The sequence below is a fragment of the uncultured Methanobrevibacter sp. genome (assembly GCF_900316895.1).
Taxonomy (GTDB): Archaea; Methanobacteriota; Methanobacteria; order Methanobacteriales; family Methanobacteriaceae; genus Methanocatella.
This window is the reverse complement of sequence record NZ_ONER01000012.1, coordinates 1-14719: the sequence shown is the minus strand read 5'-3', so window position 1 is coordinate 14719 and position 14719 is coordinate 1. Positions and strand designations below refer to the sequence as shown.

The window sequence follows — 14719 nt, the reverse complement described above, 5'->3', positions numbered from 1 at the left end:
CTAATTAGGACATTGTTATGAATTCTAAAAGATATAATAAAGTGGCTGTGGGGGGAACTTTTGATAAATTCCATGATGGACACAAGAAATTATTGTCCACTGCTTTTGAAATAGGCAATCAAATTGAAATCGGAGTCACTTCTGATGAATTTGGAGGATTAAAAGGAGATATTGATTCTTGTAAAGTGAGAATGTCAAATCTCAAATCTTTTTTTTCGGATAAATCTAATTTTGTTGTTGTTCCATTGGAAGACCCTTATGGAACTACGATATATGACGAGAATATTGAGGCTATTGTTGTAAGTGAGGAGACTGAACCTACAGCAGTGGAAATCAATGAAATTAGAGTTTCTAAAGGCATGATGCCACTGGATATTGTTGTAGTTAGTTTTGTTTTGGCCTATGATGGAAATCCCATTTCCTCTACACGAATCAGACGTGGGGAAATTAATCAAAATGGGAAATTCATTCAATAATCAAAATATTTGTCAAAAAATATTTTAATGAAGAGAGGTGGTTATATGGCAGTAAAAATAGATCCAGACGTATGCGGACACATTGCAAATTGTCCGGTACAAGGATTATGCATTAAACTTTGTGAGCAAGGTGCAATTATAGAGGAAGACGGTGACGTTAAAATAGTCCCTGAAAATTGTGATGATTGTGATCTCTGCATACAAAATTGTCCAAATCAAGCTATTTCCAAAGCATGAGGGATAATAATGTTTAATATTGAAAGAGGCGGTGAAGAACACCGTAAATTATCTTATAAGGATAAAAATTGTGTCGGTTGTGGCATATGTGTTGATGTATGTCCCACTGATTCTTTAAGATTGGGTCCTATTGTGCCAATTGCACGGGGATTAATAGAAATGGATTTGGTATCCGTTAATCAGGAATCCTGTGTTTTTTGCGGATTGTGTTCTGTTGCTTGCCCATTTGATGCATTATCATTAAGTATTGAGGGAACTGACGTCAAGGACATTAAATCTTATCCGAAATGGGATATCGAATCTGAAGTTCATGATGAAGACTGTATTTACTGTGGAAGATGTTATGCCGTTTGTCCTCAGGATTCAATTATCTTTAGAAGAAACCTTCCAAATCCAGTTGATTTGGTGAGGGGAGAGATGGATATCGATGAGGAACAATGTATTTATTGTTCTTTTTGTGCAGACATGTGTCCTGCAGGAGCTATTCTAATTAAGAATATTCCAACAGCAAGTAATGATGCACTAAACAATTCGATTGAAGTTGATTTGTCTAAATGTATTTTCTGTGGAATTTGTAAGAGGGTATGTCCTGAAGATGCAATAAATCAAGTCTGTTCAACCTGTATGTATTATGATGAAATAGAAGAGGTAGAAATCACTGGTGAAACCTTAATTTCAGAATCATCATGTGTATACTGCTCCTGGTGTTCAAAGATTTGTCCTGTGGATGCAATTACAATTTCTAAACCATTCGAGGGCACACTGGAACTGGTTGAAAATGATGAAAAGGTATGTAAAGGCGATTCATGTCATGCTTGTCTTGATGTTTGTCCATGCAATGCGGTTAAAATTGAAGATGGCAAATCTGTCACTGATTTAAACTTCTGTAATTTGTGTGGAGCTTGTGTAACTGCATGTCCGCAGGATATCAGAGTTTTATCAAGGACATCCATGAAATTAAATAATGTTAATTCCGAATCATGGAATGAAATATTAAATACTTTGTTGATTGGAAAATAGAGAGTATTCCTCTCCATTTTCATATTTTATTTATTAAAAAATCTCTTTCTTTTTGCAACAAATTTTTAACGTTTGTTTGTGTTTGTTCTGTTATATGAGACATATAACTTCCAACAAGAAGCACAATAACTATTAATCCTCCAATAATCAGGATTAATTCAGCGCTTCCCTGTCCCTTGTTGTCAAGTTTTTTACTATACATGGGTCCTGTTGTCAAGTATTGTGTTTCTGACATCGATAATGTCATCTTTTGCCTTTAGGCTGACATCGCTTGTGTTCATGTATGATCTGTATATTGTTAATGCAAGCAATGCTATAACAATAACTCCTCCAAACAGAAGAATGTATTCTGCGGCACCTTGACCCGAATTTTCTTTGAAGAATTTTTTCATTTTTTTCATTTTTTTCACCAATTAAACATTGGATTTTTTACTATATTAATATTACTATCTTTTAAAAAAGTATTACTTTTTAGTTTTTTTCGCTAAATTTTTCCTATTTTTTCCTATTTTTTCCATTAACTTTATAAATGGTTTTTAATATATTAATTAATAGTTAAATAATAGAGTGATAATAATTGATAAGGGTGAAAACGTGGGAAATACAATTAAATTAGTTTCAGGTTTTATTTTATTTGTAATTGGTGTTCTCATAGCATATGAGACAGCAGTCTATAACTTGATAGATATTCTTTTAATAGTTGGTCTGGTTATTTCAATAGTTGGAATAATACTTATGATTAGCTATTTTGTCGAATCTAATGCGGATAGGACTACTAATAAGATTAAAGAATTTTTAGAATCTAGAGAAAATGGAGGACGTTCTTTCAGCGCATTTGAAAGGAAATCTAAGGACGACACTTCCAAAGGTCCTTTAAAAGTAAGAAAAGAATTCAATGATTATGACGATGGCGCTTATGAAGAGTTAGAACTTGGCGATTTTCCAAGTTCCGATGGAAGTTATTTCAATGATGATTATGACAGAAGTTCAAAAGCTGTTTTAAGAGTTGTTCCGCAACCGGAAAAAGAAGTTAATTTTGACAATCAATTGGATTTTGAACCTTATTATGGTAAACCATTGAAAGTTACTCGTGCTCCTAAGAGAAGAGAAGGCGAATACATAGTAGAGGAAATTCCTGATTTCATTGTTGAACCAACAGACAATTCCAATGAGATTCAACATGCTTTAGCCGCAGAGGAACCAGTTATTGAACCTATACATGAACCTGTACTTGAACCTGTTTTTGATGCTCCAACCAAAAGAGCTCCAGAAGTTCCTGCCAGGGAAATTAAAATTGATGTTAACAATCCTGAGAGTTTACCTGTTCCAAAATCTCTCAATAGTTATGTACTTTCCGATGACGGTCTTTTAACTTCTAAGGAAGCATTTGACAATCTTGCAGTAAATGTTCATAAGGAAATAATGTTGGAAATTCCTTCATTGAATGATTTGTCTGACAGGTTTTTATCTCATGTTCCAACAATCTATTCCAGAGTAATCATCAATGAGTTTGATGTTTCAGACATGTCTTACATGTTTTTAATTTCATCTCTTCTCAAACAGGGTGTGCACATTAAAACAGTTCCAAAGGTACATTCAATCAATTTGATTACTGATGATTCTCATGCAATGATTATTTCAGAAGGCAAGGATGCCGTAGAATATGGTGCTATCTATAACGATAGGAATTCCATTTCAAATATAAGGGCTGACTTTGAAAAGACTTGGAATATAGCATCTAATTTGGATGAAAATATTCTTATGGGCGCTGCTAATGGTGGTGTCGCATAATGGAGATTAGGTGGCTTGGACATTCCGCTTTTGAAATTATTAGTGATGATAACGTTAAAATATTAATCGACCCGTTCATTAGCAATAATCCCTCATGTGAAGTTCCGGTAGAAGAATTAAATCCGGATATTATTTTACTCACTCATGGGCATTCAGACCATTTCGGGGATGCATTAGAAATATCCAACAGTACTAATGCACCTATTGCCTGTATTCATGAAATTTCACTCTTTTTAGCACAGCAGGGGATAAGAAACATTAGTGTTAATATCGGCGGTTCATTCATATTCAGAAATATTAAATTCACAATGCTTGAAGCCAAACACTCTTCAGATATTGATATTATGGAAGAGACTGTTCCTGGGGGAACTGCTGCAAGCTTTCTAATAACTTTCGAAGACGGAACCAAGATATATCACTGTGGGGATACTGGATTGTTTGGTGATATGAAAGATATTATTGGTGCAATTTACAAGCCTGATGTGGTGTTGGTCCCTATTGGTGATAAATTTACAATGGGTCCTTTTGAAGCTGCTCTTGGTACAATGTGGATGAACCCAAAAGTTGTTATTCCAATGCATTACAATACATTTCCACCAATAGAACAAGATCCAGCAATTTTCGCTAATTTTGTAAGTCAGTTTAACCCAAACATTGATGTTGTGGTTATGAATCCTGACGAATATTTTGAGTTTAATCCTGAAGACTATCAGGATTAATTTTTTTCATATTTTTTTCTTTGATGATATTCTTCATCGATGTCACATTTTCCTGATGGCAATACTCTTATTATGTCATCAAGAGTTAATAGGTCATCTTCATTTATTTTATGTATGATTTTTTTGGCTATTGCTTCTTTTTTAGTAAATCCCGGTTTTATCACAACATAATTGTCGCAGTATTTCTCCAAGGCTTCTATTGGGCCGGCCATTATTCTTTTTCCTTCATAATCGACAATTCCAATTGCCAGTTTTACCCGTGCTCCTCTGATGTAATTTCTATGGCCTCTTATGACAAATGAACCCTTTGCCAGAAACTCCCCTGATTCCGGTGTTTTTGTGACCTGGTCCGGATTGACCCAAAATACGTCTTGAGATGTGAAGCCCATTGACCAAGCAGATGAAAAGGATGCAGCAAACTCTCCTGATTCTTTAAGGAGAGTGTCATTTAATTCATCTCCATTTAATTTTATGGCTGTTGATGATGCACCGTGTATATCAGCATGTAAGTAAATGTCATTAGGTTCCAAGTATTTCTTCACGACACTTTCATTGCTGTTGGCATCACGTCCTCCGATGACCAGATGGCCGTCTGAACTTAAAAACCATCTTAATTTCTCATACCACTTGAGATTTTTCTTCACTCTCTTTTTTGGAACCGCAATATTTTCCATTGCAATATCCTTTTTAGCTTTGATGTCTTCGAGTTGTTTTTTAGTATTTTCAATTGCTATTTGGGCACCTTTTGTTTTTCTTTTTGCTTTTTTAGCCTTTTCATAATAATTTTCAGCATTTTCAGGTATGGTCAATTTAGGATCGATATTTACTGTTGTGTCATCAATGTTTAATGTCAAAACACCCATCTTATCTATTGATTCATAAATTTGAGCTTCTGCCATTCCATCTTTCTTAGCTTTTTTCAATGTTTTTCCAATATCTTTGAAAGAGTAGTCCTTACTCCTTGCTTGGTTTACAACATTTACTATATTTTCGATGGTAGTGTAATTAGAATAAATAATCTCTCCTTTATGTTGGCTATCTTCAATGGTCTTGTAAAAATTATCAAGTGTTTCTTGTTGTAAACGTAACCTTTTTTCAAACTTGTTTACTTTTTTATTCCATGCTGACTCTCGGGTATTTTTTATGCTGGTGTTTACTTTTTTTGAATAGAATTCATCACATGCCTCATTGAAGCTTTCAAAGTATGTCTTTTCAAAATTCTCATATTTTTTCAAATCCAGTGCAACAACATCCTCTTTGGCATCGCTTTTTACAATTTGAGGTTTGATGGTGTCCTCGGTCAGGTTATCGAATAAATCTTTGAATCCTTTGTATAACCCTTCCAGCTGTTTTTCGGTTAATTCATTGTTAGGTGTATTTTTGTCCAGTTCAGTTATTTCATTGGCTCTTTTTACAACTTCCTCAGCATATAAGCTTCCAAGCCCATTAATTGCAAGAGTCCTTACAACATCACTTTCAGAATCATTAAAAACTTCCTTGAATTCTTTTTCAGTAATTGCTATAGGATTGATTCCCCTCTCTTCTGGGAAGGCATATTCAATCTTTGAGCTGATGTCTCTGCTGCTCAAACGTTTCCTTTTAAGAGGCAAAATGATATTGTTCTCATCATCCAAAAGTATGATGTTTCCTTTATCGAACAATTCGACAATTATTGTGTAATATTTGTCTTTTTTAACTTTTATCTCGACTACACGGTCAAAATTATGTTGCTTGATGCTTTCGACATGTGCTCCCTTCACTCTTTTTCTCAAAAGCATTGGAAATGTCGGTGGTGTAGTCGGATTTTCAAGGGGATATTGACTTGTATGTATTCTGGAGCCGCATTGCATTACCAGATCTATTCTTCCGGTTCCAGGAACATGAAATCTCATAACAACTATGTCTTTTGTAGGTTGAAATGATTTATCGACTCTAGCCCCACTTAATAAATTATTCAGTTCATTACTTATTGTAAAAATGTCAACATTGGACATGGATTTCATTATCAAACACCTTTTTTAATCAATACCTTAATATATTATAATCACTAAAATTATATTAATATATTTAATTTAATGGAGGATATAAATGGACGCTACTGTTAAAGTTACAAGTATTCATATTGTTGCAGGCCTTGTTGCAGCTTTACTTTCAACCGGACTTACACTTGGTTGGTTCGGATTTAAAAATGACGTATTTGCGTTTTTCATTGCTGTAATAATATTATATTTCATTGGCCAATTTTCTCAAAAAATCGCAGGAGATGAAATCTCTGGATTTAGTCAGTGGTTATGGGATGGAATAGCTCCTTTCTACTTTACATGGGTTATTGCATTCACTTTATTTGTATTGTATTTATAAACCACCAAAGAAAATCCATATAAATGCGATAAATAATGATGTTATAAGTAAAACTGGAGCTATGATCTTGCTCACGGCCACTACTGAACTGATTGTAGAAATCAACTCTGTTGAGTTTTTAGGGCCGAATGTATTAAGATTCTTTATTTTATTGGTTCCAGTTCCAACTTCAACTTTTTCTAAATCTTTAATTGCTTCAATTATGCTGGCCCTAGCATATTCTATAATTTCAGCTCTTTTTACAATTCCTATAGGATTATATCCTCTTGAAATGGTATTTACTGTATGAGTGTCAGTTGTCATCACTTCAATCTCGTCTATCTCCAAATCACTTACAGCGTCAATGATTTCCTGTCTGAATCCGATTTCCATATTGTTTGCATCAAATAGTACATAAGCGGTTCTTTGATTTGCGACTTCAACAATCATTGTCTTTATTCCGCTTTCACCGACACCATCATTTTTATCAAGGTCATCCATGTTGTCCTCATGGCATCCTATTTTAATGTCGTATTTTTCTTGTTCAGGATCAATTGAATCAATAACATCAATTAACTGGAACACTTCCGCATTTCCAGGAAGCACTTCACCGCTTTCAGCAGTAAATGAGTTGTGGCAGTCGACAATCACGGAATCTTTAACGTTACAATGGTTTCTGCTTTGTGCCATCATTGTCAGTCCGACACCGAATTCAATATCGTCAACGGCTTCAGGAGCAAAAGTAGATAATATCACCATTCCCTCGTTGAAGAATTGAACTCCAATGTTTGCCTTTTCACAGTTATACCTTACAAACTTGCTTGCATTTTCAGAGTACTCAACTCTTTCCAGGCCCTTTCTTATGGAGTTTTCTATCTTATCGATTTCACGCACGGCAATAGGGTTAAAGTCATGAGTTGAAGGACCATGTGCAACCATTGTAAAGCAATCGAATTTATTTGCAAGTAATGTAGGCATATTTGACCCGCCCAAATCTCCTAAAGGTCCAGGATGTACTGATGGTGAGATAAACAATGCTTTAATTCCATTTTCGGTTTTGAAACTGACGAATGAAACAATAGTGTCAATAGCTTCACTCATATTTTCAAACAGTCCCTCAAGGGAGTTGGATCCTTCATTCATATGGGCAATGAATAGGCTTAATAAATCCAATACTCCAATTCCCAGATTTTTCTTGAATGGGGAAGCGATAATGGTAATGAAAGCATAGATTGCTATAACAAATATTATTGATGCAACAAATGCTTTAAGGATGATCTGGAATATCACAGGTCCCATAAAACTTGTATCTATAAACAGGAATGAAATTGATATGTACATTGCTATGATGAGCACAGGTTGAATGAATCCTGTTATTGCCGCTACGGAAAATCGGACTTTGGATGTTGCCCAGAATACCAATGTGTTGAAACCGTATACCAGAACACAGGCGAATATCATTGAATTTACAAATATGTCCACATTGATTAATCTGGAAACTATGCATCCCAAAAGCACAAATATTCCTAATATGGTCATTGATAATCCTGATAAAAACATGGAATGCTTTATTTTCAAGTTGATTCCATGAAGGCTACTTATAACTTGCTGATTTAGGGCTCCACTCATAATTGAACTAACACCAAGAACTACAAAGCCGAATAATCCTCCATAAATGAAATCTTGAATGATTCCCATTCCCGGTGACAAATCAATAATGTAAAAAGCACTACCAATCAGAAAACTTATTATTGCCATTCCCATTATGGAATATTTTGTTTCTGGCAGGGTTGTTATAAATTTTGACAGACCCGCAACACTACTCATACTTGACATATTTTTCCTCGAGGTTATCTTTAGCCATTAAATTTATTTAATCTAAAAATTTTATATAGTTATAAGTATATTACTTTTTTAATAAAAAGATTATTATTAATTTATAGGGTGGATATATGGAAAAAAGATTGAATGTCCCAATCAAAGATGAAAATTTAGATGAGATAAAAGCTGGTGATGTAGTCTATTTGACAGGTAATATTTTAACTGCAAGGGATCAGGCACATAAACGCCTTATTGAACAGGGTGCTCCATTAGATATTGAAGGAGCTGTGCTTTTCCATGCAGGGCCGATAATAACTAAAAAAGATGATGATTATCAGATGGTTGCCATTGGTCCGACTACTTCAATGAGGATGAACCCTTATCAGAGTGATGTTTTGGATATGGGTCCTAAAATCGTCATTGGTAAAGGTGGAATGGATGACACCGTTCGTGAAGCTTTAATTCGTAATAATGCATTATATGTTGTGGCAACTGGAGGATGTGCAGCATTATATGTTGATGCTGTTGAAAAAATCGAAAGTGTGGACTGGCTTGACTTGGGAATGCCAGAAGCCATGTGGAATTTAAAGGTCAAGGATTTTGGACCTCTTATAGTTGCTATGGATAGTCATGGAAATAGTTTATATGATTGAAAATTTTGAATAATAATACTTATATATGAGATTAGTTTATAGTATATTTTAAATTATTATTATTTTATAATTTGATATAAATTAAGAGGAAGTGTATTTATGGCTGATATTGATGAAGTTGCAGAAAAAAAATTCAAATCTAGAATGGCAAAAATTAGGAAAGGTAATAGGGAGCCTGAAGAAAAAGAGAAGTTTTCTCAAAAATTCGGAACTTCTTTTGAAATCGAATTCCAAAACAAGAATCCGGATAAGCTTACTGACGGAATAACTATTTTTACAAGCCCTGAAGGTAAAGTTTTATTCGCTGAATATTATTATCAAATTCCTGAAGATGAGGAATATACATCTATTGATATTAATGAAAAACAATTAAAATCTATAATCGAGTTCTTTGAAGACTATAAATTACAATTAGACGACTCTGATTAGATGATAATTAATAATTCTTTAGATGAAGTTAAAAAAAGAGAAAGTGCCCTGTCAATTATTAAGGATATAGTTGAAAATAAGGGGCGCGAATTTTTATTTGACTTAACTGGGCTGTCTGGCGGATTTATTGCAAGTCCTTCAGAGTTAAGTCTTTTGGAAACTTATGTTGGCCCAGCTATTTTTGAAGATGCCCTTCAGGAGGTTGGAATTGAACATATGGGTGGTGAAAAGGTTCTTCCATTAAATAGGACCTCTTCAGGGATCCTGGCCACTATCTTGGCATTGGTTGGAAAGGATTCCAATGTTGTTCATTATCTTGCAAAGTTGCCTGCCCATCCGTCAATACCTCGTAGTTGCAGTTTAGTCGGGGCAAACTACTTTGAAACTGATGTTTTTGAGGATTTCACAATACCTGATAATACTTCATTGGTTGTAATTACCGGTTCTACAATGGATCATAAGGTAATCGATGAAGGCGAATTTAAAAAAGTTATTGAAATGGCTCATGAAAGGGACATTCCTGTAATGGTTGATGATGCCTCTGGAGCAAGGCTCAGGACAGTTGTATTTAATCAAGCAAAGGCATGTGATTTGGGTGCAGATATTGCAATTACAAGCACTGATAAATTAATGCCAGGTCCAAGAGGAGGATTAATGGCTGGCCGAAAGGAATTAATTGATGAAATCAAAGTTAAAGTTCATCAATTTGGTCTTGAAGCCCAACCGCCTGCAGTGCTTGCCATGCTGAACGGAATTAAAAACTTCAATGGCGAGAATCTTGTTAAAAGTTTTGAAAGAAAAGATCAATTATTTGATTTGTTGGAAAAAAGCTTCAGCCATATTCAAAAAACTCCAACTGGAGTCATGATTACTCCTGAAGATTTGGCCAGGGAAATTGATGTCTCCCATGATTTATCAGATAATGATTTGGCATTTGTATTTTCACTGATTTTACTAAAAGATTATGGAATAATTACAATTCCTGCTGTTGGAATGCCTGGTGCATCAGCTACAATAAGATTTGATTTGTCAACTGCTGACGCATTTAACCTGGATTTAGAGGATTTATCTCAAAAAATCAATTCTTCATTTGATAAATTGGTAAATGTCGTTCCAAATGAAGATGAGTGCAAAAAAATAGTTTTTTCATAATTGGTGATAGAAAATGTTATACGTCAGTATAACATTCAGTTTAATTTTTTAATTAGGCATTCTCCGGAGATTACTTTTTCAAGGGTGCCGTCTGTTTTTTCAACAATCAAGGCTCCTTCTTTTGAAATGCCTACTGCATAGGCATCATAGGATCTGTTGAATGGTTTTTTCACTTCAACTACTTTGCCGATGGTATAAGAACGTTTTCGCCATTCCTTTAATATGTCCTCATAGCGTTTGCTGTTAAACAATTCGCTGATTTTTTCAAGTTCTTCTAAAAAGGTTTTTATTAAAAGATTTTCGTTCACTCTTCCGATTTCCTTTTCAAGAGTTGTGGTTGTATTTTGCAATTCTTCAGGGAAATCTTCAATACTCAAATTGGCATCAATGCCAACACCGATAATGACATGTTCTATGGTATTAAAATTAGTTATGGCTTCTGTTAAAATCCCGCAGACCTTTTTGCCGTTTATCATAATGTCATTTGGCCATTTTATTTCAGGATTTTCAACACCCATTTTTTCAAGAGTTTTTGCAACTGCAACGCCGGTAGCCAAAGTAATAAGAGGAATTTTGGAATAATCAACATCAGGGGTTAATATGATTGATAACCATATTCCACCCAATGGAGATTCCCATGATTTTCCAGACCTTCCTCTTCCGGCTGTTTGTTTCTCAGCAATAACAACACTGCCGTTTCCAATTCCATTTTGGGACAGGAATTTGGCTATAGTGTTTGTTGAACTCACTTCGCTGAAAACATATAGATTTTTCCCAACATATTTTGTGTTCAAATCTTGTGAAATTTCAGAGGATTTTATGTATTCTGTTTCATTCTTGCCGATTTCTTCAATTAAATCTGCAAACTCATTGATGTTTGCATCATTAATCTCTTCGGAAATCATGCCTTCTCTTTTCAATAAGTTTAGGATTTCATTTTTCATCTGAAATCTCCGGTATAAACTTATTGCTTATCCATTTGCTGTTTTGCATCAGTTAAGTAAGATCCGACTGCAGCAGAAATTGCTGCAATTTTTTTAGCAGGCATGAATGTGGATTTTAATTTGTTTACATATTCCAAATCTTCTGCAATAACATTGACCATTTCTTCTTCAATACCCACTTTATAGGTATCAATGAAATGGGTGTTCAGGTCTCCAGAAATAAAGTTAGGATTTCTTAAGACAGCTTTATGGAATGGAATTGTGGTTTTGACACCTAAAATGATGTATTCGCTTAATGCCCTTTTCATTTTGTTAATTGCATCATTTCTGTTTCTTCCATAGGTAATTAGTTTGGAAATCATTGAATCATAGAATGTTGGAATTGTATAATTCATATAAACTCCACTGTCTAAACGTACACCTGGTCCACCAGGGGATCTGTAACCTGTAATTTTACCGGGGTTAGGTGAAAAGTCGTTAAGTGGGTCTTCTGCATTGATACGGCATTCGATTGCATGACCAGTTACTTTTATGTCATCTTGACTGTAAGTTAATTCATCACCGTTTGCAATTTTAATTTGCTCTTTGATCAAATCAGTATTGGTAACCAATTCGGTAATTGGGTGTTCTACTTGAATACGGGTGTTCATTTCAAGGAAGTAATATTCTCCATTGTCATATAGGAATTCAACAGTTCCTGCACTTTTGTATCCTATGTATTCTGCAGCTTTTACAGCGCTTCCACCCATTTGTTCCCTTAACTCTTCAGTCATGATTGGTGAAGGGGCTTCTTCAAGGAGCTTTTGGTGTCTTCTCTGAATGGAACATTCCCTGTCCCCTACATGAATTACGTTACCGTGTTCGTCAGCCAATATTTGGAATTCTATGTGTCTTGGTTTTTCAAGATACTTTTCAATAAATACTGTTGAATCACCGAAATTTGTTGACGCTACGGATTGTGTGGATTCGATTGCCTGTACAAGTTCCTCTTCTTTATAAACTGCACGCATACCAATTCCACCACCACCGGCGGAAGCTTTTACAATAACAGGATATCCAATTTGGCTAGCAATTTCTTTGGCTTCTTCAATATCGCTTACGCCTTCAGGTGTACCTTCAATGACTGGAACTCCAGCTTTTTTCATGAGAGCTTTTGATGTGATTTTATCTCCCATGCTGTTGATTACTTTTCCGCTTGGTCCGATTAATTTTATTCCATTTTTTTCACATTCTTCACCGAATTTAGGATTTTCAGCTAAAAATCCGTAACCTGGGTGTATTGCATCAGCCCCTGATTCAATTGCAATGTTCATAATTTTTTCTATATTTAAGTATGATTTTGCAGGTGAAGGATTTCCTAATGGATAGCTTTCATCAGCATAATTTGTATAAAGAGATGTTTTGTCTGCATCAGAGTAAATAGCTACACTTTTGATGTCGAGTTCACGACAAGCACGCATTACTCTAATGGCTATTTCTCCTCTATTTGCGATTAATATTTTTTCAAACATTTAAAAACCTCTGAATTTTTTCATTAATATATAATTATATATTACATGATATATTAAATATTTGATTAATGAAAAAAATTACTCGTAAAAAACATTTGGAAATGAAACTCCAATCAATTCCAAACCACCCAAAACCTAAGGTTGGTCTTGAACAGTATACCACTCCGGCAGTTATTGCTTCTGATTTAGTGTGGAATGCATTTGCCCTTGGGGATATTGAAGACAGGGATGTTATTGATTTGGGTTGTGGAACAGGTGTCTTTGCAATCGCTTCCGCATTGATGGGTGCCTCTTCATCAATTGGTGTAGATGTTGATGAGGATTCCATTAGTTTGGCAATGGATGTTAAGGATAAATTAAAAGTCGACAACGCAGATTTCATTGTCAGTGACATTGATGAATTTAATCATGAGTCCAATGCAGATACTGTATTTCAAAACCCTCCATTCGGATCTCAAAGAAATGCAAAGTCAGGTCAGGATTTGAAATTTGTTCAAAAGGCCATCGATTTGAATCCAGATGTTTTATATTCATTTCATATGGCATCCACACAGGATTTTTTAATCGGATATTATGAAGATAACGGGCTGGAAATTACTCATATTTTTAGGTATAACTTTCCTATTCCAAAAATTTATGATTTTCATACAAAAGAAAAGCAAAATGTTGATGTTATTGTTATACGGGCAATTTTAAAATAATTTTTATTTTCAAAAATTCTTATTTTTTTACAAAAAAACAATACCTTTATATAGTGGATAGTACATATTTTATATTAATATATTCTCTGAGTATAAAAAAGTTGGTAGCATATAAGAAGCTACAGATATTATAATTGATATAATATTTTGTAAATGTGTAAGTCTATTTAGTGATAGCTATATAAATGTAGGGTAATCTTTATATAGTTTACATGCCAAATGTATTACTAATGTATAAAGATGAGCTATCTATATTTATTCCAAACTCATTTCTTTCTGAGTCTAAAGATCTTAAAATTCGTACTTATAAAGTGGGAATTATAGCAAGAGCTTTAGCTATTTTTAAAGCAGATAATGTGGTTATCTATAATGATAGTCATGATAAAAACGAAGATGGGAAAGAGGATGGAGCTTTTATTGCTGAAGTTTTAAATTATATGAATACACCTCAATATTTGAGGAAACAAGCTATTCCTATAAAACCTGAACTTAGGCATGTAGGTATCCTTCCGCCGCTTAGGACTCCTCATCATCCTGTTAATAATCAACCAGACGTGGGGGATTATAGACAAGGTTTCACTGTTAAAAGAAATAAGAAAGGAACTTTTGTTGATATAGGTATGGATAAACTTGCATTCTGTAAAGAGCAACTTACTGTCAAAAAGATTTTTGACTTTAAGATTACTAAAATTGCTAAGAAAGAAGTAATAGTCACACCTGATAAACCAGATGACGTTTACTGGGGATACAATGTTATCTCCTCTAATAAGAGTCTTAAAAATAGCTTAAAATTAATTAAACCTGATCTTGTTGTTGAAACTACAAGATATGGAGATTATATTGATTCTATTTTTGATGAATTAAAACATAAAGTAGATGAATGTAAAAGTATTGCTATTTTATTTGGTGGCCCTTATTCTTCAAT

The 14719-nt window shown here is 34.3% G+C and carries 17 protein-coding genes; 11 read left to right on the top strand and 6 right to left on the bottom strand.

The window, feature by feature from the left end; genetic code table 11:
• Positions 1 to 17 precede the first annotated feature (17 nt).
• The 3 genes from QZN27_RS02645 to fwdF are packed head-to-tail and all read left to right on the top strand — an operon-like array spanning position 18 to position 1733.
• Positions 18 to 476 (top strand): phosphopantetheine adenylyltransferase, encoded by a 459-nt coding sequence (locus tag QZN27_RS02645; protein ID WP_296783240.1) that lies wholly within the window; start codon positions 18 to 20, stop codon positions 474 to 476.
• Between the two features lie 45 nt (positions 477 to 521).
• Positions 522 to 713: a 4Fe-4S binding protein gene (locus QZN27_RS02640; protein ID WP_296783237.1), complete on the top strand. Its 192-nt coding sequence runs from the start codon at positions 522 to 524 to the stop codon at positions 711 to 713.
• A 9-nt stretch (positions 714 to 722) separates the two neighbouring features.
• Entirely contained in the window at positions 723 to 1733 is a 1011-nt protein-coding gene (gene fwdF / locus QZN27_RS02635; RefSeq protein ID WP_296783234.1) for a tungsten-dependent formylmethanofuran dehydrogenase subunit FwdF, read from the top strand.
• A gap of 19 nt (positions 1734 to 1752) precedes the next feature.
• On the opposite strand, the gene QZN27_RS02630 is transcribed toward fwdF, so the two are convergent.
• Both QZN27_RS02630 and QZN27_RS02625 read right to left on the bottom strand, forming a co-directional pair.
• Entirely contained in the window at positions 1753 to 1968 is a 216-nt protein-coding gene (locus tag QZN27_RS02630) for a class III signal peptide-containing protein (protein ID WP_296783232.1), read from the bottom strand.
• Positions 1928 to 2134 carry a class III signal peptide-containing protein gene (locus QZN27_RS02625; protein WP_292604580.1) on the bottom strand — a complete coding sequence of 69 codons (207 nt, stop codon included), beginning with the start codon at positions 2132 to 2134 and terminating at the stop codon, positions 1928 to 1930. The genes QZN27_RS02630 and QZN27_RS02625 overlap by 41 nt, the downstream gene beginning before the upstream one ends.
• A 193-nt stretch (positions 2135 to 2327) precedes the next feature.
• Here QZN27_RS02625 and QZN27_RS02620 point away from each other — a divergent pair, with 193 nt between their 5' ends.
• Together QZN27_RS02620 and QZN27_RS02615 are read left to right on the top strand one after the other, a co-directional pair.
• Positions 2328 to 3524 carry a hypothetical protein gene (locus tag QZN27_RS02620; protein ID WP_296783226.1) on the top strand — a complete coding sequence of 399 codons (1197 nt, stop codon included), beginning with the start codon at positions 2328 to 2330 and terminating at the stop codon, positions 3522 to 3524.
• The gene (locus tag QZN27_RS02615; protein ID WP_296783225.1) at positions 3524 to 4243 is read left to right on the top strand and encodes a metal-dependent hydrolase; all 720 of its coding nucleotides are present in this window, start codon (positions 3524 to 3526) and stop codon (positions 4241 to 4243) included. The genes QZN27_RS02620 and QZN27_RS02615 overlap by 1 nt, the downstream gene beginning before the upstream one ends.
• Here the strand turns inward: QZN27_RS02615 and rqcH are convergent.
• The gene (gene rqcH / locus QZN27_RS02610; protein ID WP_296783221.1) at positions 4240 to 6246 is read right to left on the bottom strand and encodes a ribosome rescue protein RqcH; all 2007 of its coding nucleotides are present in this window, start codon (positions 6244 to 6246) and stop codon (positions 4240 to 4242) included. The genes QZN27_RS02615 and rqcH overlap by 4 nt on opposite strands.
• A gap of 85 nt (positions 6247 to 6331) precedes the next feature.
• Here rqcH and QZN27_RS02605 point away from each other — a divergent pair, with 85 nt between their 5' ends.
• Positions 6332 to 6604 (top strand): hypothetical protein, encoded by a 273-nt coding sequence (locus tag QZN27_RS02605; RefSeq protein WP_296783220.1) that lies wholly within the window; start codon positions 6332 to 6334, stop codon positions 6602 to 6604.
• On the opposite strand, the gene QZN27_RS02600 is transcribed toward QZN27_RS02605, so the two are convergent.
• Entirely contained in the window at positions 6599 to 8419 is a 1821-nt protein-coding gene (locus QZN27_RS02600) for a DUF2070 family protein (protein WP_296783217.1), read from the bottom strand. The two genes, QZN27_RS02605 and QZN27_RS02600, sit on opposite strands and share 6 nt — an antisense overlap.
• A 116-nt stretch (positions 8420 to 8535) precedes the next feature.
• Here QZN27_RS02600 and QZN27_RS02595 point away from each other — a divergent pair, with 116 nt between their 5' ends.
• The 3 genes from QZN27_RS02595 to QZN27_RS02585 all read left to right on the top strand — a co-directional run bounded on the left by QZN27_RS02595 (position 8536) and on the right by QZN27_RS02585 (position 10638).
• The gene (locus tag QZN27_RS02595) at positions 8536 to 9057 is read left to right on the top strand and encodes a FumA C-terminus/TtdB family hydratase beta subunit (RefSeq protein ID WP_296783215.1); all 522 of its coding nucleotides are present in this window, start codon (positions 8536 to 8538) and stop codon (positions 9055 to 9057) included.
• 99 nt (positions 9058 to 9156) lie between these two features.
• Positions 9157 to 9486: a hypothetical protein gene (locus QZN27_RS02590; protein WP_296783213.1), complete on the top strand. Its 330-nt coding sequence runs from the start codon at positions 9157 to 9159 to the stop codon at positions 9484 to 9486.
• Entirely contained in the window at positions 9487 to 10638 is a 1152-nt protein-coding gene (locus tag QZN27_RS02585) for a TIGR03576 family pyridoxal phosphate-dependent enzyme (protein ID WP_296783211.1), read from the top strand.
• A 35-nt stretch (positions 10639 to 10673) separates the two neighbouring features.
• Here QZN27_RS02585 and QZN27_RS02580 read toward each other — a convergent pair whose 3' ends face one another.
• On the bottom strand, positions 10674 to 11582 hold the full coding sequence (locus QZN27_RS02580; protein ID WP_296783208.1) for a biotin--[acetyl-CoA-carboxylase] ligase: 909 nt from the start codon (positions 11580 to 11582) through the stop codon (positions 10674 to 10676).
• A gap of 20 nt (positions 11583 to 11602) precedes the next feature.
• The gene (locus QZN27_RS02575; RefSeq protein ID WP_296783205.1) at positions 11603 to 13093 is read right to left on the bottom strand and encodes an acetyl-CoA carboxylase biotin carboxylase subunit; all 1491 of its coding nucleotides are present in this window, start codon (positions 13091 to 13093) and stop codon (positions 11603 to 11605) included.
• Positions 13094 to 13161: 68 nt separating this feature from the next.
• On the opposite strand from QZN27_RS02575, the gene QZN27_RS02570 reads away from it, so the two are divergent.
• Positions 13162 to 13794 carry an METTL5 family protein gene (locus QZN27_RS02570; protein ID WP_296783203.1) on the top strand — a complete coding sequence of 211 codons (633 nt, stop codon included), beginning with the start codon at positions 13162 to 13164 and terminating at the stop codon, positions 13792 to 13794.
• Between the two features lie 230 nt (positions 13795 to 14024).
• The coding region (locus QZN27_RS02565) for a putative RNA uridine N3 methyltransferase (RefSeq protein WP_296783200.1) at positions 14025 to 14719 on the top strand (695 nt) is incomplete at its 3' end.

Coding starts and splice junctions, on each gene's coding strand:
- QZN27_RS02645 (WP_296783240.1), top strand. CDS start 18: ATGAATTCTAAAAGATATAATAAAGTGGCTGTGGGGGGAACTTTTGAT.
- QZN27_RS02640 (WP_296783237.1), top strand. CDS start 522: ATGGCAGTAAAAATAGATCCAGACGTATGCGGACACATTGCAAATTGT.
- fwdF (WP_296783234.1), top strand. CDS start 723: ATGTTTAATATTGAAAGAGGCGGTGAAGAACACCGTAAATTATCTTAT.
- QZN27_RS02630 (WP_296783232.1), bottom strand. CDS start 1,968: ATGTCAGAAACACAATACTTGACAACAGGACCCATGTATAGTAAAAAA.
- QZN27_RS02625 (WP_292604580.1), bottom strand. CDS start 2,134: ATGAAAAAAATGAAAAAATTCTTCAAAGAAAATTCGGGTCAAGGTGCC.
- QZN27_RS02615 (WP_296783225.1), top strand. CDS start 3,524: ATGGAGATTAGGTGGCTTGGACATTCCGCTTTTGAAATTATTAGTGAT.
- rqcH (WP_296783221.1), bottom strand. CDS start 6,246: ATGAAATCCATGTCCAATGTTGACATTTTTACAATAAGTAATGAACTG.
- QZN27_RS02605 (WP_296783220.1), top strand. CDS start 6,332: ATGGACGCTACTGTTAAAGTTACAAGTATTCATATTGTTGCAGGCCTT.
- QZN27_RS02600 (WP_296783217.1), bottom strand. CDS start 8,419: ATGTCAAGTATGAGTAGTGTTGCGGGTCTGTCAAAATTTATAACAACC.
- QZN27_RS02595 (WP_296783215.1), top strand. CDS start 8,536: ATGGAAAAAAGATTGAATGTCCCAATCAAAGATGAAAATTTAGATGAG.
- QZN27_RS02590 (WP_296783213.1), top strand. CDS start 9,157: ATGGCTGATATTGATGAAGTTGCAGAAAAAAAATTCAAATCTAGAATG.
- QZN27_RS02585 (WP_296783211.1), top strand. CDS start 9,487: ATGATAATTAATAATTCTTTAGATGAAGTTAAAAAAAGAGAAAGTGCC.
- QZN27_RS02580 (WP_296783208.1), bottom strand. CDS start 11,582: ATGAAAAATGAAATCCTAAACTTATTGAAAAGAGAAGGCATGATTTCC.
- QZN27_RS02575 (WP_296783205.1), bottom strand. CDS start 13,093: ATGTTTGAAAAAATATTAATCGCAAATAGAGGAGAAATAGCCATTAGA.
- QZN27_RS02570 (WP_296783203.1), top strand. CDS start 13,162: ATGAAAAAAATTACTCGTAAAAAACATTTGGAAATGAAACTCCAATCA.